Origin of the sequence: Hanstruepera ponticola, from assembly GCF_012931685.1 — a bacterium.
GTDB lineage: Bacteria > Bacteroidota > Bacteroidia > Flavobacteriales > Flavobacteriaceae > Hanstruepera > Hanstruepera ponticola.
Genome location: NZ_JABANC010000002.1, coordinates 118,204 through 138,912 on the forward strand (window position 1 = coordinate 118,204; position 20,709 = coordinate 138,912).

General features: G+C 35.2%; 12 protein-coding genes and 1 tRNA gene. 12 read left to right on the forward strand and 1 reads right to left on the reverse strand.

What is annotated here, in order from left to right:
- The first annotated feature begins 120 nt into the window (after positions 1-120).
- Positions 121-3,819, forward strand: coding sequence for a phosphoribosylformylglycinamidine synthase (gene purL, locus HGK31_RS06340; RefSeq protein WP_191859001.1), 3,699 nt, complete (start codon positions 121-123; stop codon positions 3,817-3,819).
- A 276-nt stretch (positions 3,820-4,095) separates the two neighbouring features.
- Here the strand turns inward: purL and HGK31_RS06345 are convergent.
- Positions 4,096-4,170, reverse strand: a tRNA-Pro gene (locus tag HGK31_RS06345).
- 182 nt (positions 4,171-4,352) lie between these two features.
- Between HGK31_RS06345 and HGK31_RS06350 the strand changes: the two genes are divergently transcribed.
- From HGK31_RS06350 to HGK31_RS06400, 11 genes are all read left to right on the forward strand, one after another.
- Positions 4,353-6,119 carry an AMP-dependent synthetase/ligase gene (locus HGK31_RS06350; RefSeq protein WP_191859002.1) on the forward strand — a complete coding sequence of 589 codons (1,767 nt, stop codon included), beginning with the start codon at positions 4,353-4,355 and terminating at the stop codon, positions 6,117-6,119.
- Between the two features lie 101 nt (positions 6,120-6,220).
- A complete protein-coding gene (locus HGK31_RS06355; protein ID WP_191859003.1) occupies positions 6,221-6,613 on the forward strand; it encodes a hypothetical protein in 393 nt (130 codons plus the stop codon).
- Between the two features lie 133 nt (positions 6,614-6,746).
- Positions 6,747-7,202, forward strand: coding sequence for a MarR family winged helix-turn-helix transcriptional regulator (locus HGK31_RS06360; protein WP_191859004.1), 456 nt, complete (start codon positions 6,747-6,749; stop codon positions 7,200-7,202).
- 1 nt (position 7,203) lies between these two features.
- The gene (locus HGK31_RS06365) at positions 7,204-9,612 is read left to right on the forward strand and encodes a 3-hydroxyacyl-CoA dehydrogenase/enoyl-CoA hydratase family protein (protein ID WP_191859005.1); all 2,409 of its coding nucleotides are present in this window, start codon (positions 7,204-7,206) and stop codon (positions 9,610-9,612) included.
- A gap of 71 nt (positions 9,613-9,683) precedes the next feature.
- Positions 9,684-10,874, forward strand: a complete 1,191-nt coding sequence (locus tag HGK31_RS06370; RefSeq protein ID WP_191859006.1) for an acetyl-CoA C-acyltransferase — start codon at positions 9,684-9,686, stop codon at positions 10,872-10,874.
- Between the two features lie 36 nt (positions 10,875-10,910).
- Positions 10,911-11,273 (forward strand): four helix bundle protein, encoded by a 363-nt coding sequence (locus HGK31_RS06375; protein ID WP_191859007.1) that lies wholly within the window; start codon positions 10,911-10,913, stop codon positions 11,271-11,273.
- A gap of 44 nt (positions 11,274-11,317) precedes the next feature.
- Entirely contained in the window at positions 11,318-13,126 is a 1,809-nt protein-coding gene (locus HGK31_RS06380) for an acyl-CoA dehydrogenase family protein (protein ID WP_191859008.1), read from the forward strand.
- An 85-nt stretch (positions 13,127-13,211) separates the two neighbouring features.
- On the forward strand, positions 13,212-14,849 hold the full coding sequence (locus tag HGK31_RS06385; RefSeq protein ID WP_191859009.1) for a M1 family metallopeptidase: 1,638 nt from the start codon (positions 13,212-13,214) through the stop codon (positions 14,847-14,849).
- A gap of 2 nt (positions 14,850-14,851) precedes the next feature.
- The gene (locus HGK31_RS06390; RefSeq protein ID WP_191859010.1) at positions 14,852-15,418 is read left to right on the forward strand and encodes a YdeI/OmpD-associated family protein; all 567 of its coding nucleotides are present in this window, start codon (positions 14,852-14,854) and stop codon (positions 15,416-15,418) included.
- A gap of 44 nt (positions 15,419-15,462) precedes the next feature.
- Entirely contained in the window at positions 15,463-18,708 is a 3,246-nt protein-coding gene (locus HGK31_RS06395) for a WD40/YVTN/BNR-like repeat-containing protein (RefSeq protein ID WP_191859011.1), read from the forward strand.
- Between the two features lie 32 nt (positions 18,709-18,740).
- Positions 18,741-20,684 (forward strand): S9 family peptidase, encoded by a 1,944-nt coding sequence (locus HGK31_RS06400; protein WP_191859012.1) that lies wholly within the window; start codon positions 18,741-18,743, stop codon positions 20,682-20,684.
- Positions 20,685-20,709 lie beyond the last annotated feature (25 nt).

Below are 20,709 nucleotides of genomic sequence, written 5' to 3' on the forward strand. Positions count from 1 at the left end.
GCTTTTTTTTTGGTTAATAAACACGTGAATAACTCTAATTTTTCAAATCAAGTAATAGGATAAAATACATCAAAAAAAAGTAAATTTGCATCTTTAAAACAACACACAAACTAAAACATAATGATTCACTTCTTCGGAAACCAAAACAGTAAAGTATTTGCTGTTCAAGCAACAAAAGAATTATCAACTGAAAATATCTCAAAATTAGTATGGTTATTTGGTAATCAGCCAAAAATAGAACAAGCATCAATCGATGCTTTTTTTGTTGGCCCTAGAGCTGCCATGATTACACCTTGGAGTACTAATGCGGTTGAGATAACCCAAAATATGGGCGTTGAAGGCATAATCAGAATTGAAGAATTTGAATCTTGCCATAAAGACTTTAAAGATTTCGACCCAATGATTTCAGAAAAGTTCAATGGGCTGAATCAAGAGTCCTTTACTATAAATATTAAGCCAGAACCTATTATTAATATCGAAGATATTTCGGCTTATAATCAGCAAGAAGGTTTAGCCTTAAGCGATGAAGAAATAGAATATTTAGAAGGTGTTGCTAAAAAAATAGGAAGACTATTAACAGATTCTGAAGTCTTTGGCTTTTCACAAGTTAATAGTGAGCATTGCCGTCATAAAATATTTAATGGAACCTTTGTAATTGATGGCGAAGAAAAGCCGGTTTCATTATTTAAGATGATTCGTGAAACGTCTAATAAAAATCCAAACGATATTGTTTCGGCATATAAAGACAATGTAGCATTTATAAAAGGCCCAAAAGTTGAACAGTTTGCGCCAAAACGTGCTGATATTCCAGATTATTATCAAACTCAAGATTTCGAATCCGTAATTTCACTAAAAGCGGAAACACATAATTTCCCAACAACAGTAGAGCCTTTTAATGGTGCTGCAACGGGATCTGGTGGAGAAATAAGAGACCGATTAGCTGGTGGAAAAGGTTCTATTCCGTTAGCAGGAACAGCTGTGTATATGACATCGTATTCGCGACTAGAAGACAACAGACCTTGGGAACAAGCTATGGCTGAACGACCTTGGCTATATCAAACACCAATGGATATCTTAATAAAAGCGAGTAATGGTGCGTCAGATTTTGGAAACAAATTCGGTCAACCTTTAATTTGCGGTTCAGTTCTAACTTTCGAACATAATGAATCTAACGATGTCACCCTGAGCACAGTCGAAGGGTCTCAACCTCGCAAATTAGGCTATGACAAAGTCATCATGCAAGCTGGTGGAATTGGTTATGGTAAAGCCAGTCAAGCTTTAAAAGACACGCCTAAAGTTGGTGACAAAGTAGTCATTCTTGGTGGCGAAAATTATCGTATTGGAATGGGTGGTGCTGCAGTATCATCTGCCGATACTGGTGAATTTGCTTCTGGAATTGAATTAAATGCTGTGCAACGTTCTAATCCAGAAATGCAAAAACGTGCAGCTAATGCTGTTCGTGGTATGGTTGAAAGTGAAGAAAACCATATTGTATCCATTCATGATCATGGTGCTGGTGGTCACTTAAATTGTTTAAGTGAATTGGTTGAAGAAACGGGTGGAAAAATAGATTTAGATAAATTACCAGTTGGCGACCCTACCCTATCTGCTAAAGAAATAATAGGTAACGAATCTCAAGAACGAATGGGATTAGTTATTGCTCAAAAACATATTGAAACCCTTCAAAAAATTGCAGAGCGTGAACGCTCGCCAATATATACTGTAGGTGATGTTACTGGAAATCATCGATTTACTTTTGAATCTAAAACAACTGGCAAAAAGCCTATGGATTTAGGTATGGATGATATGTTTGGTAGTTCTCCTAAAACCTTCATGCATGATAAAACTGTACAAAGAAATTATTCAGATACAGCTTACGATAAAACCAAATTCTACGATTATTTAGATCAATTGTTACAATTGGAAGCTGTAGCCTGTAAAGATTGGTTAACTAATAAAGTAGACCGTTGCGTTGGTGGAAAAGTCGCGAAACAACAATGTGCAGGACCCTTACAATTACCATTAAACAATGTTGCCGTAATGGCTTTAGATTTTAAGGGTAAAGAAGGTATTGCCACTAGTATTGGTCATGCACCAATATCAGGATTAATTGATCCTAAAGCGGGTAGCCGAAATGCCATTACTGAAGCATTAACCAATATTATTTGGGCACCCTTAAAAGATGGTCTAAAAAGTGTTTCGCTTTCTGCAAATTGGATGTGGCCTTGTAAAAACGAAGGTGAAGACGCACGTTTATATGAAGCTGTGAAAGCAGTTTCTGAATATGCTATAGATTTAGGCATCAATGTGCCTACCGGAAAGGATTCACTTTCCATGAAACAAAAGTATCCTAACGAGGATGTCATTGCTCCCGGAACTGTTATAATTTCTGCGGCTGCAAATTGTAATAATATTATGAATGTTGTTGAACCTGTATTTCAAAGAAATGCTGGCGACATCTACTATATCAACCTTTCTCAAGACGAATTTAAACTCGGTGGTAGTTCATTCGCCCAAATATTAAATAAAATAGGCAATGAAACACCAAGTGTTCAAAAAGCTGATTATGTAAAAACAGTTTTTAACACCATTCAGAAATTAATAGCTGATGAACAAATTGTTGCAGGACATGATGTGGCTTCTGGTGGTTTAATAACAACTTTGCTTGAAATGTGCTTTGCTGATAATAATTTAGGTGCCGAATTAGATTTGTCTGCTTTAGCAGAAAACGATTCTTTTAAAGTATTATTTGCCGAAAATTCTGGAATTGTTTTTCAGGCTCAAAGTAATTCAATAGAAACAGAATTAAGAGATGCTGGAATTGAGTTTTTCAATATTGGAAAAGTAACTGAAAGTGATGTGTTAAGTATTATTAATGATACAGATGTTTTCACCATGACCGTGTCACGCTTACGTGATATGTGGTACAAAACCTCTTACCTACTTGACCAAAAGCAAACTGCTAATAATTTAGCAAAACATAGATTTAACAACTATAAAACTCAACCACTTCAATATACATTCCCAAAACATTTTACAGGAAAACTTCCTGAACTAGATAATAGTAAATCAAGGCCTAAAGCTGCCATCCTTCGCGAAAAAGGATCAAACTCCGAACGTGAAATGGCAAACGCCATGTATTTAGCAGGCTTTGATGTTAAGGATGTGCATATGACAGATTTAATTTCTGGTCGTGAAACTTTGGAGGACATTCAGTTTTTAGGAGCCGTTGGTGGTTTCTCAAATTCTGATGTTTTGGGCTCTGCAAAAGGTTGGGCAGGTGCCATTAAATACAATGAACAAGCTAATAAAGTCATTAAAAATTTCTTTGAAAGAGAAGATACATTATCAGTCGGTATTTGTAATGGTTGCCAACTTTGGATGGAATTAGACCTTATTAATCCAGAACACGACCTACATGGAAAAATGACCTATAACGAATCTCAAAAACATGAAAGTTCATTTACTTCTGTAAAAATTCAAGAGAATAATTCAGTCATGTTATCGTCATTAGCAGGAAGCACTTTAGGCGTTTGGATTTCACATGGTGAAGGAAAATTCAGTTTACCAAAAACCGAAAACCAGTATAACATTGTAGCTAATTATAGTTATAGTGATTATCCACATAATCCAAATGGATCCGATTATAATACGGCTATGATGAGTGATAAATCGGGGCGCCATTTGGTCACGATGCCACATATTGAGCGTTCAACATTTCAGTGGAACTGGGCTCATTATGCAAAAGACAGAAAAGACGAAGTATCTCCTTGGCTTGAAGCTTTCGTGAATGCTAGAAAATGGATTGAAAATAGGTAATTAAAAAAGGAGCTATAAAAAAAGCTCCTTTTTTATGTCGCGATGACAGGGTTTATAGAACCCTGATAAAACCTCATTGAAAATAAAGCTTCAATTCTTTTAAGAAAGCAAGCTTTCTGCACGAACCAAAGCTTTTATTAAGTCGGGATGACAGGATTTAGAGAATCCCTTTACATCGCTTATGTTGCAAAATAAAGCAGTGCTTTATTTTTAATCTAAAGCATAAAGTTCTTTTAAGAAAGCAAGCTTTCTACAAGAACTCTCCGCTTTATCTTGTCGGGATGACAGGATTTGAACCTGCGACCACACGGCCCCCAGCCGTGTACGCTAACCGGACTGCGCCACATCCCGAAATTAAATTTCAGTAGACAAAAATAAAATTTTAAATGAAAAATCCATTTAATTTATAAGTCACGATAAAAATTATTAAAATAATTTTTAGGTCCCAAAATAATAAAACCTAAAGATGTTATAAAGATTTGAAATATCTTCAGTAATTTTATATTTTGCCCAAGCAATTTTCCCTATCCAATATGACAAAAATTACGAGACTTTTTGATTTTCCTTACCACCAGTTAGAATCCTATAATTTAAATAAAGCTTTTTCTACAAAATATGATGGTGAATGGGTTTCCATTTCAACACAGGAATATATTAATCAAGCAAATGCTATAAGTCGAGGTTTGTTGCGTTTAGGTGTAAATCCTAACGATAAGATTGCTGTTATCTCGACTAATAACCGAACAGAGTGGAATGTGATGGATATTGGTATCCTTCAAATAGGAGCTCAAAATGTACCAATCTATCCAACTATTTGCAAAGAAGATTACGAGTATATTTTGAATCATTCTGAAGCCACTTATTGTTTTGTTTCAGATAAAGAGATAATAAATAAACTCAATGCCATTAAAAGTAATACAAAACTAAAAGGCGTTTATACTTTTGACGATGTAGCAGATGAAGCCAACTGGAAAGACATTTTAGATTTGGGTAAAGACGCATCAAATCAAGATGTGGTTGAGGATAGAAAAAAACAAGTGAAACCAGATGATTTAGCCACATTAATTTATACATCTGGCACAACAGGAACACCCAAAGGTGTTATGTTATCACATAATAATTTAGTTTCTAATGTGTTGGACAGTGAAAAACGGGTTCCTTTTGATTATGGTAAATCAAAGTCTTTGAGTTTTCTTCCCGTCTGTCATGTTTTTGAACGTATGATTTTATATCTCTATCAATTTTGTGGTGTAGAAATCTACTTTGCCGAATCTATAGAAGCCATGAGCGATAACCTAAAAGAAGTTAAGCCCAATGTCATGACAGCTGTTCCTAGGTTATATGAAAAAGTATACGATAAAATTGTCGCTAAAGGCAGTGATTTATCAGGTATTAAAAAAGCGCTTTTCTTTTGGGCTATTAATATTGGTTTAAAATACGAACCCTATGGTGTTAATGGTTGGTGGTATGAAAAGCAATTAAAAATAGCACGCAAACTCATTTTTAGTAAATGGCAAGAAGGTCTCGGTGGTAATTTAGAGCTTATGGTGTCTGGGTCTGCAGCACTACAACCACGACTAACACGTGTATTTGCTGCTGCTGGCATGCCCATTATGGAAGGTTACGGACTTACAGAAACCTCACCTGTAATATCAGTTAACGATCAAAGAGATGGTGGTTTTAAAATTGGAACTGTTGGTCGTGTTATTGATAATGTTGAAGTGAAAATTGCAGAAGACGGTGAGATTTTGGTAAAAGGACCCAACGTTATGCAAGGCTATTATAAGGATCCAGAAAAAACAGCAGAAGTCATGTCTGGCGATTATTTCCATACAGGCGATATAGGCGAAATTGATACGGATGGCTTTTTAAAAATAACCGATCGTAAAAAAGAAATATTTAAAACTTCGGGTGGTAAGTATGTTGCACCTGCACTACTTGAAAATCAATTCAAGCAATCGCGATTTATTGAACAAATAATGGTGATTGGCGAAGGTGAAAAAATGCCAGCAGCATTAATTCAGATTAACTACGAATTTGCCGAAGAATGGGCTAAACGCCATAACATTCCTTTCTCACATGACTCTATTAGAGACAATCAAGAATTAAAAGACCGCATTCAGGAAGAAATTGATTCTGCCAATAAAAAATTTGGTAAATGGGAACAAATTAAAAAGTTTGAAATCACACCCGATGTTTGGACCATTGAAGATGGTCACCTCACTCCCACAATGAAAATGAGACGTAAGATAATTAAAGAAAAATATCTTAATCTCATTGAGAAAATTTACCGGTCATAAATTAACCCTTAGTATTTCAGTTAATAACTATCCTGCTCTTTATAAGTATGTTAGCTACTAATATTCTATTTTTAGAACACTAACTAATACTTTTTAATATTATGAATACAAAAACTTTTATTGTAGGTGGTTTAGTAGGTGGTATTGTTGACTGGCTTTTAGGCTGGTTATTTTACGGAATTATTTTTTCAGATAAATTCCCACAACCAGACGAAACAACTAATGCCATGTTATTTATTACATGTGGATGCTTTGCTTTTGGTTTCTTTATGTCGTTTATTTATAACAAATGGGCAGAAATAGCGACGTTAAGTGCAGGATTAAAGGCTGGAGCAATTATTGGTTTATTTATGGGATTGATTGAAGGGTTCTTCAGTCTGGCAGATCAATCAACACCAAATTATGAATTGTTTGGAATTGTATTATTCATTTCGATTGTTATGGCAGGTATAGTCGGTGCAGCCATAGGGATTGTAAATGGTAAAATGAATTAAAACACTTTTTTATCGTTTTATTAGCGCTTCAATTATGAAGCGCTTTTTTTTGTTTAAAGCTTAGTATTTTTTTGTAATTTATTATGCATGCATAATAAATATTTCTTATATTTGGTTTTCTAAAAATCAACCTATGAAGGATAAAACCATCGATTACGTCTTCAGAACCACTTGGTTAGCCATTAATAAAATGTATAACGAAGAAGCTGCGCAATTCGAAACAACTATGGCAACAGGTTTTGCATTATTAAGTATAGACCCAGAAAACGGTACACCTTCAACCTCTTTAGGTCCAAAAATGGGCATGGAAGCCACCAGTCTCTCGAGAACATTAAAGTCTATGGAAGAAAAAGGCCTAATTGAGCGTAAACCAAACCCAGAAGATGGTCGTGGCGTTATTATTCACTTAACCGAATTTGGTCGTGAGAAAAGAGCTTACTCCAGAGAGAAAGTATTAACCTTTAATGAAGCCATTCGAAAGAATGTTTCTCAAGACAAACTAGACAACTTTTATGAAGTTGCAGAATTGATTAATAATATGATTTCTAATAAAAAAATATATAACCAAAAAGAACATATACTTAAATAACATGAGCAAACGTAGAATTAAAAAAGTAGCTGTTATTGGTTCCGGAATTATGGGTAGCGGTATTGCATGTCATTTTGCCAATATTGGTCTGGACGTGTTACTGCTTGATATTGTTCCAAGAGAACTTAACGATGTTGAAAAAGCTAAAGGCTTAACGTTAGATGATAAGTTAGTCCGCAACCGTATTGTAAACAATTCACTGCAAGCGGCTTTAAAATCAAAACCCTCTCCTATTTATCATCAAAAATTCGCTAGCAGAATTACTACTGGTAATTTAGAAGATGATATATCAAAAATCAAAGATGTTGATTGGATTATTGAAGTTGTTGTTGAACGGTTAGATATTAAAAAACAAGTTTTTGAAAATATTGAAAAACATAGAACTCCGGGAACACTTATAACATCTAATACTTCTGGTATTCCAATTCAGTTTATGAGCGAAGGTCGAAGCGATGATTTTCAAAAGCATTTCTGCGGAACGCACTTCTTTAATCCGGCGCGTTACTTGAAATTATTTGAAATTATTCCAGGTCCTAAAACGTCACAGGACGTTCTCGATTTCTTAAACGAATATGGTGAAAAATTTCTTGGCAAAACGTCTGTTATCGCAAAAGACACACCAGCCTTTATTGGTAACCGAATAGGCATTTTTGGTATACAAAGTTTATTTCATCAAGTAAAAGAGTTAGGCTTAACTATAGAAGAAGTTGATAAATTAACGGGACCTGTTATAGGCCGTCCAAAATCAGCAACCTTTAGAACAGTTGATGTCGTTGGTCTAGATACGTTGGTGCATGTTGCCAATGGTATTTATGATAATTGTCCTAATGATGAAGCTCATGAGCTATTCAAACTACCAGACTTTATCAACACCATGATGGAAAACAAATGGTTGGGTAGTAAAACAGGACAAGGTTTCTATAAAAAAGTAAAAGACAACAAAGGCAAAAGCGAAATTTTATCACTGGATTTAGATACCTTAGAATACCGTTCTAAAAAAAGAGCACAATTTGCCACTTTAGAATTAACCAAAACGGTTGACAAGGTCATAGACCGCTTCCCTATTTTGGCAAAAGGAAAAGATAAAGCAGGTGAATTCTATCGTAAGAATTTTGCAGCCATGTTTGCATATGTCTCTAACAGAGTACCTGAAATTTCTGATGAATTGTACAAAATAGATGATGCTATGAAGGCAGGATTTGGCTGGGAGCATGGTCCTTTTCAAATATGGGATGCAGTTGGTGTTGAAAAAGGATTAGAGCTTATAAAAGCTGAAGGTCATCAGGTAGCTGATTGGGTTAACAATTTAGTAGCAAAAGGCTTTTCATCTTTCTATACCGTAAAAGATGGTGCAACATACTATTATGATATACAAACAGAAAAATTCCTTAAAAAGCCAGGTCAAGACAGCTTTATTATTTTAGATAATATCAGAAAATCTAATGAAGTCTTTAAAAATTCAGGTGTTGTAATTGAAGATTTGGGTGATGGTATTTTAAATTGTGAATTTCAGTCGAAAATGAATACCATTGGTGGTGATGTTTTAGCTGGTTTAAATAAAGCTATAGATTTAGCTGAAAAAGATTTTGAAGGTTTAGTTGTTGGTAATCAAGCTGCTAATTTCTCGGTTGGAGCTAACATTGGAATGATTTTCATGATGGCTGCCGAACAGGAGTATGATGAACTAAACATGGCCATTAAATATTTCCAAGATACCATGATGCGTATGCGCTACTCTTCTATTCCAACAGTTGCGGCTCCTCATGGCATGGCGCTTGGAGGTGGTTGTGAATTGTCTATGCATGCTGATAAGGTTGTTGCTGCTGCTGAAACTTATATCGGACTCGTAGAGTTTGGTGTTGGTGTTATTCCCGGAGGTGGAGGTTCTAAGGAAATGGCTTTAAGAGCTCAAGATACCTTTAGAAAAGGTGACGTTGAATTAAATGTACTACAAGAATATTTTCTAACTATAGGTATGGCCAAAGTTTCAACTTCGGCTTATGAAGCATTTGATTTAGGAATTCTACAAAAAGGAAAAGATGTTATTGTCGTTAACAAAGACAGACAGATTGCTACAGCTAAAGCTCATGCAAAATTAATGGCTGAAGCAGGCTATACACAACCTGTAAAACGAAAAGATATTAAAGTATTAGGTAAACAAGCTTTAGGTATGTTTTTAGTTGGAACAGACTCGATGAACGCGAGCAATTATATTAGCGAACATGACCAGAAAATTGCGAACAAATTAGCATATGTAATGGCTGGTGGCGATTTATCTGAGCCAACTCGAGTATCAGAACAGTATTTATTAGATATAGAACGTGAAGCTTTCTTATCACTATGCACAGAACGCAAAACACTAGAGCGCATACAACACATGTTAAAAACGGGTAAACCTTTAAGAAATTAGAATATAGAAACAAGATTCAAGAACCAAGACATCTTGACTCTTGAATCTTGTCTCTAAAAATCTCAAACAAAATGAAACAAGCATATATAGTAAAAGCATATAGAACCGCTGTTGGTAAAGCTCCTAAAGGCGTGTTCAGATTTAAAAGAACGGACGAGTTAGCCGCAGAAACTATTGCGCATATGATGAAAGATCTACCAGATTTTGATAAAAAGCGCATTGATGATGTTATTGTTGGTAATGCCATGCCTGAAGGTTCACAAGGCTTAAATATGGGTAGACTAATCTCGTTAATGGGATTAGATATTGTGGATGTTCCTGGTGTAACAGTAAACAGGTTTTGTTCTTCTGGTATTGAAACCATAGGTATTGCAACAGCAAAAATTCAGGCAGGAATGGCTGATTGTATTATTGCTGGTGGTGCCGAAAGTATGAGTGCTGTCCCAATGACAGGGTTTAAGCCGGAATTAAACTACGATGTTGTAAAAGCAGGTCATGAAGAATATTATTGGGGAATGGGCAACACGGCTGAAGCCGTTGCAAATCAATTCAACGTTTCTCGTGAAGACCAAGATGAGTTTGCCTACAATTCACATATGAAAGCTCTAAAAGCACAGGCTGAAGATCGTTTTCAGGATCAAATAGTTCCTATTAATGTAGAGCAAACTTATATAGACGAAAACGGAAAAAAAGCAACAAAATCATATACCGTAACCAAAGACGAAGGTCCTAGAAAAGGAACCAATTTAGAGGCATTGGCAAAATTACGCCCAGTATTTGCTCAAGGCGGTAGCGTTACTGCAGGTAACTCCTCACAAATGAGTGATGGTGCAGCATTCGTAATGGTTATGAGTGAAGATTTAGTGAAAGAATTAAATCTTGAACCTATTGCACGTTTAGTGAATTATGCCGCTGCTGGTGTTGAACCCAGAATTATGGGAATTGGACCAGTAAAAGCCATTCCAAAGGCACTAAAGCAAGCAGGATTAAAGCAATCTGATTTAGAACTTATAGAATTAAATGAAGCATTTGCCTCGCAATCATTAGCAGTAATTCGAGAACTCGATTTGAATAATGACATCGTGAATGTAAATGGCGGAGCTATTGCTCTAGGTCATCCTTTAGGATGTACTGGGGCTAAATTATCTGTGCAGTTATTTGATGAAATGCGCAAACGAAATATGACTGGCAAATATGGTGCTGTAACCATGTGTGTTGGAACGGGTCAAGGAGCTTGTGGCATATTTGAGTTTCTTTCTTAAAAAGAAAATAGAGAATAGAGGTTAGAGAATAGAGTTATGTGTGCTAAACAACGTCATAATTACAAGAATTTAAAAATTTGGAAGCTCGGTTTAGAGATTGCAAATGATATTTCAGACTTGTTGTTGGGTTTTCCTAAGCATGAAAGATATGATTTGGTGTCACAAATTAGTAGATGTTCCATCTCAATGCCAAGCAACATAGCGGAAGGTTCAGCTAGGTCAGATAAATCTTTTAGTCACTTTATAGATATAGCTTTAGGTTCATCTTTCGAATTAGGCACACAACTATTAGTAGCAAAACATAGACAATATATAAATATAGAAACATTAAAAAAATTTGAAGAAAAGATAGAAGAGTTCCAAAAAATGACAATGGGATTCCAAAATGGGCTCAATTAAAGTCTGTATTCTATACTCTTTCTTCTTTAATCTAATAAAAAGCAATGGAAGCAACAGAAAAAGAATTATTAAGAGGCGGTCAGTTTTTAGTTAAGGAAACTAACTGTGAAGATGTTTTCACACCTGAAGACTTTTCAGAAGAACAAAACATGATGAAAGAAGCGGTTATGGAATTTAATGATCGTGAAATCATCCCACATAAAGACCGTTTTGAAGCAAAAGATTATGCTTTAACCGAAGAGTGCATGCGTAAAGCTGGTGAACTTGGCTTTTTAGGTGTGGCTGTACCTGAAGCTTATGGTGGTTTAGGTATGGGATTCGTTTCAACAGTATTAACCTGCGATTATATTTCGAGTGGAACCGGTTCGTTTAGTACGGCTTTTGGTGCACATACAGGAATTGGAACAATGCCAATAACACTCTACGGAACTGAGGAACAAAAACAAAAATATGTACCAAAATTAGCCACTGGTGAGTGGTTTGGCTCTTACTGTTTAACAGAACCTGGTGCTGGTAGTGATGCTAATTCAGGTAAAACTACGGCTGAACTTTCTGAAGATGGTAAAACTTATAAAATTAATGGTCAGAAAATGTGGATTTCTAATGCTGGATTCTGCCGATTAATGATCGTTTTTGCACGAATTGAAGATGATAAAAATATTACTGGTTTTATCGTAGAATATGATCCTGAAAATCCAAATGGTATTACATTAGGTGAAGAAGAGCATAAATTAGGTATTCATGCATCATCAACAAGACAAGTATTCTTTAATGATACGGTTGTGCCTGTCGAAAACATGTTAGCTGGACGTGGAGAAGGATTTAAAATCGCCATGAATGCACTTAATGTTGGACGTATTAAATTGGCTGCCGCTTGTTTAGATTCACAACGTCGTGTAACAACAACTGCGGTTCAATATGCCAATGAACGTAAACAATTTAAAACTAGAATATCTGATTTTGGTGCGATAAAAAAGAAATTAGCAGAAATGTCTGCAAGTGCCTATGCAGGTGAAGCTGCAACTTACAGAGCTTCTAAAAACATTGAAGACCGTATAGCTCTTCGTGAAGCTGCTGGCAACTCACATCAAGAGGCAGAACTTAAAGGCGTTGAAGAATATGCTATAGAATGTTCTATTTTAAAAGTGGCTGTTTCAGAGGATATTCAGAATTGCGCCGATGAAGGCATTCAAATATTTGGTGGCATGGGGTTCTCTAAAGAAACACCTATGGAAGCCGCGTGGAGAGATGCTAGAATCGCTAGAATCTATGAAGGCACAAATGAAATCAACCGCATGCTATCGGTTGGTATGTTAGTTAAAAAAGCTATGAAAGGCCATGTGGATTTATTAGGTCCAGCACAAGCCGTACAGGAAGAACTTATGGGTATTCCTTCATTTGAAACACCAGATTATTCCGAATTATTTTCTGAAGAAAAGGAAATGATCAAAAAGTTGAAGAAAACATTTTTAATGGTAGCAGGAGGAGCTGTTCAGAAATTTGGTCCAGATTTAGAAGCTCATCAACAATTATTAGTTGCAGCAGCAGATATATTGATTGAAATATATATGGCTGAATCTGCTATACTTCGTGCAGAAAAGAATGCCAAGCGTTTTGGAGAAAAAGAACAATCCGTTCAAATTGCAATGGCTAAATTATACTTATATAATGCTGTAAATATTGTTGAAGATAAAGGTCGTGAAAGCATCATTTCATTTGCTGAAGGTGATGAACAACGTATGATGTTAATGGGACTTAAACGTTTCACAAAATATCAAAACTATCCAGATATTGTGGATTTACGCAACGAGATTGCCGAAAAAGTAAAAGCTGAAAATAAATACTGCTTTTAAATTTAGTTAAGTTTAGTTAGAAGTGAAAAGCCGTTTCTTAATTGGAACGGCTTTTCTTTTTTCCTATTTTAGTAAAAATTTAAAAATGAAAAAACTAACACTAGTTCTTGTTTTAATATCTATTTCGGTCAATTGCTTCAGTCAAGGCTTACTTCAAGAAAAATCCAATTTCACTCATCAAGATACCTTACGAGGAACCATTACGCCAGAACGATCATGGTGGGATCTCACCTATTATCATTTAGATGTTAACATAAACCCAGAAGATAAATTTATTTCTGGTAAAACATCTGTTTATTATAGAGTATTAAAAGACAATAAAGAATTACAAATTGATTTACAAGAGCCAATGAAAATCAATTCGGTTATTCAAAATGGAAAAACATTAGCGGTTAGACATGATGGTAATGCGCATTTTATAAGTCTAAAGGATGATCAAGAAATTGGAAAAGTATATTCGGTTGATGTATTTTACGAAGGTTATCCAAAAGAAGCAGTTCGCGCTCCTTGGGATGGCGGTTTCTCCTGGAAAAAAGATGATAACAACAAACACTTCGTTGCAACTTCATGTCAAGGTTTAGGTGCCAGCGTATGGTGGCCAAATAAAGACCATATGTATGATGAAGTAGACAGTATGCTCATTAGTGTTACAAATCCAAAAGGTTTGAGTAATATTTCTAATGGAAAATTACGATCTAAAACTGAAAACAATGATGACACCGTAACATCGCATTGGTTTGTTAATAATCCTATAAATAATTATGGCGTAAATGTCAATATTGGTGATTACGTGCACTTTTCTGAAGTCTATGAAGGTGAAAAAGGGCCTTTGGATTTAGATTATTACGTATTGAGCTATAATCTTGAAAAAGCAAAAGAGCATTTTAAAGACACACCAAAAATGATGAAAGCTTTTGAACATTGGTTTGGACCTTATCCCTTTTATGAAGATGGATTTAAACTCGTTGAAGTACCCTATTTAGGTATGGAACACCAAAGTTCTGTTACATATGGAAACCAATATAAAAAAGGCTATTTGGGCAGAGACATTTCAGGTTCTGGATGGGGTTTGAAATTCGATTATATTATCATTCACGAAGCAGGACATGAATGGTTTGCCAATAATATTACTTATAAAGATATTGCAGACATGTGGGTACATGAAGGGTTTACCACATATTCAGAAAACCTATTTGTAGAATACTACTATGGAAAACAGGCTGGTTCAGAATATGTTATTGGGCAAAGAAAAGGTATCTCAAATAAACGTACGATTATTGGAGAATATAATGTAAACAAAGGAGGTTCTGGTGATATGTACAGTAAAGGTGCTAACATATTACATACGCTTCGACAACTTATTGAGGATGATGAAAAATGGCGACAAATTTTAAGAGGATTAAATAGCGTTTTTTATCATCAAACAGTGACAACAGAGCAGGTTGAAAATTATATTAGCCAACAAACTGGTATTGATTTAACTGAATTCTTTAATCAGTATTTAAGGACTACCATGATTCCTACTTTTGAGTATGAAATACAAAATGGAAAACTAAAGTATCGTTGGACCAATATTGTAAATAATTTTGATATGCCAATCGAAGTAACTATAGATAGTAAAAAGCAGTGGTTATTTCCAAATTCAGAATGGAAAACATTAGCCATAAAATCTGACGGTATAGAGATAGATAAAGATTTCTATGTTTACAGTAAAGAACTCTAAAATTGGAAATACCAGAACTTTACTTTCCTCGAGATACTGATTGGTATGATTGGCTCTTACAGAATCATGAAAAATATGATGCGGTTTATCTTATATTTTACAAACTTGAGGCTAAAGTACCAACCATGCGCTGGGAAGAAGCCGTAAAAGTAGCATTGTGTTTTGGCTGGATAGATTCTACTGTAAAAAGTTTAGGTAATGGAAAACGAAAACAATACTTCTCACCCAGAAATCCAAAAAGTAATTGGAGCGCTCTAAATAAAAAGTACATAGTTGAACTTGAGCAGCAAGGCTTAATTCAAGAGCCTGGTTACAAAACGATTCAACATGCTAAAAAAACAGGAACCTGGACAGCCATGGATAACGTTGAAAAAGGCATAATTCCTAGCGATCTACAAAAAGCATTTGACAAAAACCCCAGTGCTTTTGAAAATTTCAAAAATTTCGCACCTTCATACAGAAAAGGGTATTTATCATGGATTCATCAAGCTAAACGTTCTGAAACTCGAAAGAAACGTATCAATGAAACCATATCTTGCTGTGTTAAAAACCAGAAATCCAGAAATTAAACGTTTCTTTTTCTTTATTTTTATTTCCTAACAAACCAAAACTTATGAAAAAAATAGTGTCTCTTGTCATGTTTTTCTGCATGACGCTTTTGTTTGCACAACAAGAGTTCTCTCTCGATTTAGTAAAAAATATGAAACCGCGTAACATTGGACCAGGTGGCATGTCTGGGCGTGTTACCGCTATTGATGTGGTTCATAATAATCCAGATGTTATGTATGTTGGTACAGCTTCAGGTGGGTTATGGAAATCAACCTCTGGAGGGATAAAATGGGAGCCTATTTTTGATAACGAAGTTACTGCGTCCATTGGTTCGGTTGCTATTCAACAATCTAATCCAAGCGTTATCTGGGTGGGAACTGGCGAAGGTAATCCCAGAAATAGTTTAAATGGTGGTTATGGTATTTACAAATCTCTAGATGGTGGTAAGAACTGGCAACTCATGGGATTAGAAAAAACACGTCATATTCATCGCGTAATTATAGACCCTACAAATCCAAACGTCGTATATGCTGGAGCAATAGGTTCGCCTTGGGGAGAACATCCTGAACGTGGTGTATATAAAACAACAGATGGCGGTAAAACATGGAAGCAAATTCTATTTGCCAACAATAAAACTGGAGCTGCCGATTTAATAATGGACCCAACCAATCCCAACAAGTTAATTGCAGCCATGTGGGAACACAAACGTGATCCTTGGTTTTTTAATTCTGGAGGAGTAGGTTCGGGTTTGCACATTACGCATGATGGTGGAGAAACTTGGAAAAAAGTAACGTCTGAAGATGGTTTTCCCGAAGGTAATTTGGGAAGAATTGGTGTAGCAATAGCAGCCAATAAACCAAATATCATTTATGCATTAGTAGAAGCTAAAAAAAACGCCTTATATAAAAGTGAAGATGGTGGGTTTAAATGGAAAAAAGTAAACGACAAAAATGATATTGGAAACCGACCATTTTACTATTCTGAAATATATGCTGATCCACAGAATGAAAATCGCGTGTATTCGGTATTTACCTATGTAAATGTAAGTGAAGATGGCGGTAAGAATTTTAGTCAATTAATGCCTGCTTATGGTGTTGATAATGGTGTTCATCCAGACCATCATGCCTGGTGGATTCACCCAAACGATGGTAGTTTTATGATTGACGGTAACGATGGAGGCATGAACATAACTCATGACGGTGGAAAAACTTGGCGCTTTATTGGTAATCTACCAGTTGCGCAATTTTATCATATCAATGTTGATAATGAGTTCCCTTACAATGTTTATGGTGGTATGCAAGATAATGGTTCTTGGCGCGGACCAGCATATGTTTGGCGTTCTCAAGGTATCAGAAATTCATACTGGCAAGAAATTAGTTTTGGCGACGGATTTGACGTAATACCAGATAAAGACGATTCTAGATATGGTTGGACAATGAGTCAGCAAGGCTATGTTATGCGTTATGACTGGGAAACAGGCAATAATTATATGGTCCGCCCTACGCCTCCAGACGAGGATACCATGCTGCGTTTCAATTGGAATTCAGCGATAAATATTGACCCATTTGATAATAGTACCGTTTATTTTGGAAGTCAATTTGTTCACAAATCAACCGATAAAGGAGAAACATGGGATATTATTTCAGACGATTTAACAACCAATGACCCTGAAAAGCAAAAGCAATCTGAAAGTGGTGGACTAACCATGGATGCTACAGGAGCAGAAAACCATTGTACAATTTTAGTAATAGAACCGTCGCCTGTTGAGAAAGATATGCTTTGGGTTGGCACAGATGATGGTCGTGTTCATGTCACACAAAATAGTGGAGAATCGTGGACAGATGTTTCAAAAAATATTAAAGGATTGCCTGCAGGAAGTTGGATAGCTCAAATTAAAGCGAGTAATAAAAATAAAGGTGAAGCCTTACTTATTGCCAACGATTATAGACGTTTCAATTATACACCTTATGCATATCGAACAAAAGACTATGGTAAAACATGGTCAAGAATAGTGGATGAAAATGATGTTGAAAGCTACACACTGTCTATTATTGAGGATATTGAAGAACCCAATTTACTCTTTTTAGGTACAGATGATGGCTTATATATTTCTCTGGATGCTGGTAATAAATGGACAAAGTGGACAGAAAGTTTTCCAACAGTTTCTGTAAAAGATTTGGTTATCCAGCCTAGAGAACACGATTTAGTAATTGGAACCTTTGGTCGTGCAGCTTGGGTATTAGATGATATTAGACCATTACGCGCTATGGCTAAAGATAAGTCGGTTGTAAATTCAAAGTTAGAATTGTTTGAGCCACCAACAGCTTATCAAGCCGCCTATCAGCAACCAACTGGTAGTCGTTTTGGAGCAGATGCCATGTTCCATGGTGACAATAGAGGCTATGGCGCTACCCTCTCCTATTTTATCAAAGTTGATGAAAAGAAAAAAGATGAGGACAAAGATGACAATGAAAACGATGAAGATTTGGATGAAGAGGATAATACTGACGAGGATGCTGAATCAGAAGAAAAAACAGACAAAAACGTCATAAAATGGGATTCCATTACTATGCAATTCTATGATGGTGACAGACTCATTAGAACGCTTAAACGAAAAGTGCCTAAAGAAACAGGTGTTCATAAATGGACTTGGTATATGGATGAAGCTGGAGTTTCAAGACCCTCACGTAGTATCAGAGAATCTAAAAGCGAGCCAAGTGGTGTTAGCGTAAAACCTGGACGCTATAAAGTAATAATGACATATGGTGATCAAACCTCTGAAGAATTTATTACAGTTAAATCAGATCCAAGAATAGCGATTTCTCAAAAAAATATTGACGACGTTTATAATGCAGAAAAGCAATTAGAAGTTATGCAACAGGAAATAGCTTATGCTGTAAAACAATTAGTTGAAAGCAAAAATATTGCGAAAAAGTATCAATCAGATTTAAAAAAGCTTGACGACGAAAAATATGAGGATAACATAAAAGCATCTAAAGAAATCATAGAAAAGATAGATGAATTAATAGCCGTATATTTAGGAAAAGAAGACAAAAGACAAGGCATTACTAGAAGTAAAGAAATGACTGTTAATAATAGATTAGGAGCTGCACGTAGTTATGTGGGTTCAAGTCAAAACGGATTAACACGTACAGAAACGCAACTGATAGAGTTTGCAAAAAATGCTATTAACGATGCCTTTGAAAAAACTAATGAATTCTTCAATAAAGATTGGAAAACCTATCAATCCAATATGGAAGCATTAAATATTAATCCGTTTAAAGAAATAAAGACCTTTAAAATCAATTAAAATAAACCTGCAAAACTTAAAATTTTTAAACAATGAAAAAACTTTTAGTACTTTGCTTAATTGGCGCTTTCTTATCCTGCAAGGAAGATAAACAAGAACCAGTTGCAGAAAAAACACCTGACATTCAACAATATACCATAGAACAGTTTATGGATAATGAATCTGTGGGTAATGGTAGTTTTGCACCTGATAATTCAAAGTTACTGGTGCACAGTAACAAATCTGGTATTTTTAACTTATATGAAGTACCAACCAAAGGAGGTGAATTTAAACCACTAACTCAATCAGATAGTTCATCTATTTTTGCTATTTCATACTTTCCTAATGATGAACGTATTTTATTTTCGTCTGATGGTAATGGTGACGAGTTGGACCATATTTATTTAAGAGAACCTAATGGAAATATTACAGATTTAACACCATTTAAAGGTGCCAAATCAAATTTTTATGGCTGGTCTGACGACAAATCAACATTTTATTATGGTTCAAACAAAAGAGATCCACGGTATTTTGATGTATATGAAATGGACATAACAGATTTTTCATCTAAACTATTTTATCAAAATAATGATGGCCTAGATTTAAATGGTATTTCTCGAAATGAAAAATACATTACCTTGTCAAAATCCTTGAATACAAACGACAGTGATATTTTTTTAGTTAATCGAGATACAAATGAAAAAACTAAAATTAACAGCACTTTAAGTGGTAACTCTTTTGAAGATTTTTCTGTGGATAATAAAACAGTGTATTACACTACAGATGATGGCGCTGAATTTGCCTATTTAATGGCTTATAATATTGAAACAGGTGAGAAATCTAAAGTATTAGAAAAAAAATGGGATATTTTAGGTGCTAGCTTCACTGATAACGGTAATTACATGACCATATTTGTAAATGAAGATGGCAAAAATGCCATTGAAGTTCTTGATGCTGCAACTATGCAACCAATTGATTTACCAAACTTTGGCGATAAAAGCATAACCAGTGTTAGTTTTTCTGATGATGAAAACTGGATGCGCATGTATGTAGGCGGATCTAATACGCCTTCGGACTTATATACATACAATATGAAAACTAAAGAGCAATACAAACTCTCTAATGTATTAAATGATGAAATTAACGCAGATGATTTGGTATCTGCAAAAGTTGTGCGATATAAATCGTTTGATGGTGTGGAAATTCCTGCAATCTATTATTTACCAAAACAGGCTTCTGAAAACAACAAAGTACCAGCCATGGTTTGGGTACATGGTGGTCCTGGTGGTCAAACTAGACAAAATTTTAGTTCTTTGATACAATACATGGTTAACCATGGTTATGCTGTTTTAGCTGTCAATAATCGTGGTAGTAGCGGTTATGGCAAAACCTTTTATAAAATGGATGATTTGAACCATGGTGAAAAGGATTTACAAGATTGTGTAGAAGGTAAAAACTGGTTGGCCAAACAACCTGAAATTAATGGTGATAAAATTGGTATTATTGGCGGCTCTTATGGTGGTTATATGACTATGGCTGCATTGACTTATACACCTGAAGAGTTTGATGTAGGTGTCAATATTTTTGGAGTAACAAACTGGTTGCGCACTTTAAAAAGTATTCCACCTTACTGGGAATCGTTTAGAGAATCACTATATCTAGAATTAGGTGATCCTTATTCAGCTGACTCTGTTAGGTTAAAGAAAATTTCCCCTTTATTTCATACTGATAAAGTCAAAAAACCATTAATTGTATTACAAGGTGCACAAGATCCAAGAGTTTTACAAGTAGAATCTGATGAAATAGTCGCTGGAGTAAAAGCAAATGGCGTTCCTGTAGAATATGTTTTATTTGAAGATGAAGGTCATGGATTCGTTAAAAAAGAAAATCAAATTGAAGCTTATAGTAGTATTCTGAAATTTTTAGATACGTATTTAAAAGAAGTTGACAAGCTTGTCGATGGTGAAATTCCAAATACAGAAATTGAAGCTAAATAATAGATAAGTTAAAACGCTTCCAGAT

Coding starts and splice junctions, on each gene's coding strand:
- purL (WP_191859001.1), top strand. CDS start 121: ATGATTCACTTCTTCGGAAACCAAAACAGTAAAGTATTTGCTGTTCAA.
- HGK31_RS06350 (WP_191859002.1), top strand. CDS start 4,353: ATGACAAAAATTACGAGACTTTTTGATTTTCCTTACCACCAGTTAGAA.
- HGK31_RS06355 (WP_191859003.1), top strand. CDS start 6,221: ATGAATACAAAAACTTTTATTGTAGGTGGTTTAGTAGGTGGTATTGTT.
- HGK31_RS06360 (WP_191859004.1), top strand. CDS start 6,747: ATGAAGGATAAAACCATCGATTACGTCTTCAGAACCACTTGGTTAGCC.
- HGK31_RS06365 (WP_191859005.1), top strand. CDS start 7,204: ATGAGCAAACGTAGAATTAAAAAAGTAGCTGTTATTGGTTCCGGAATT.
- HGK31_RS06370 (WP_191859006.1), top strand. CDS start 9,684: ATGAAACAAGCATATATAGTAAAAGCATATAGAACCGCTGTTGGTAAA.
- HGK31_RS06375 (WP_191859007.1), top strand. CDS start 10,911: ATGTGTGCTAAACAACGTCATAATTACAAGAATTTAAAAATTTGGAAG.
- HGK31_RS06380 (WP_191859008.1), top strand. CDS start 11,318: ATGGAAGCAACAGAAAAAGAATTATTAAGAGGCGGTCAGTTTTTAGTT.
- HGK31_RS06385 (WP_191859009.1), top strand. CDS start 13,212: ATGAAAAAACTAACACTAGTTCTTGTTTTAATATCTATTTCGGTCAAT.
- HGK31_RS06395 (WP_191859011.1), top strand. CDS start 15,463: ATGAAAAAAATAGTGTCTCTTGTCATGTTTTTCTGCATGACGCTTTTG.
- HGK31_RS06400 (WP_191859012.1), top strand. CDS start 18,741: ATGAAAAAACTTTTAGTACTTTGCTTAATTGGCGCTTTCTTATCCTGC.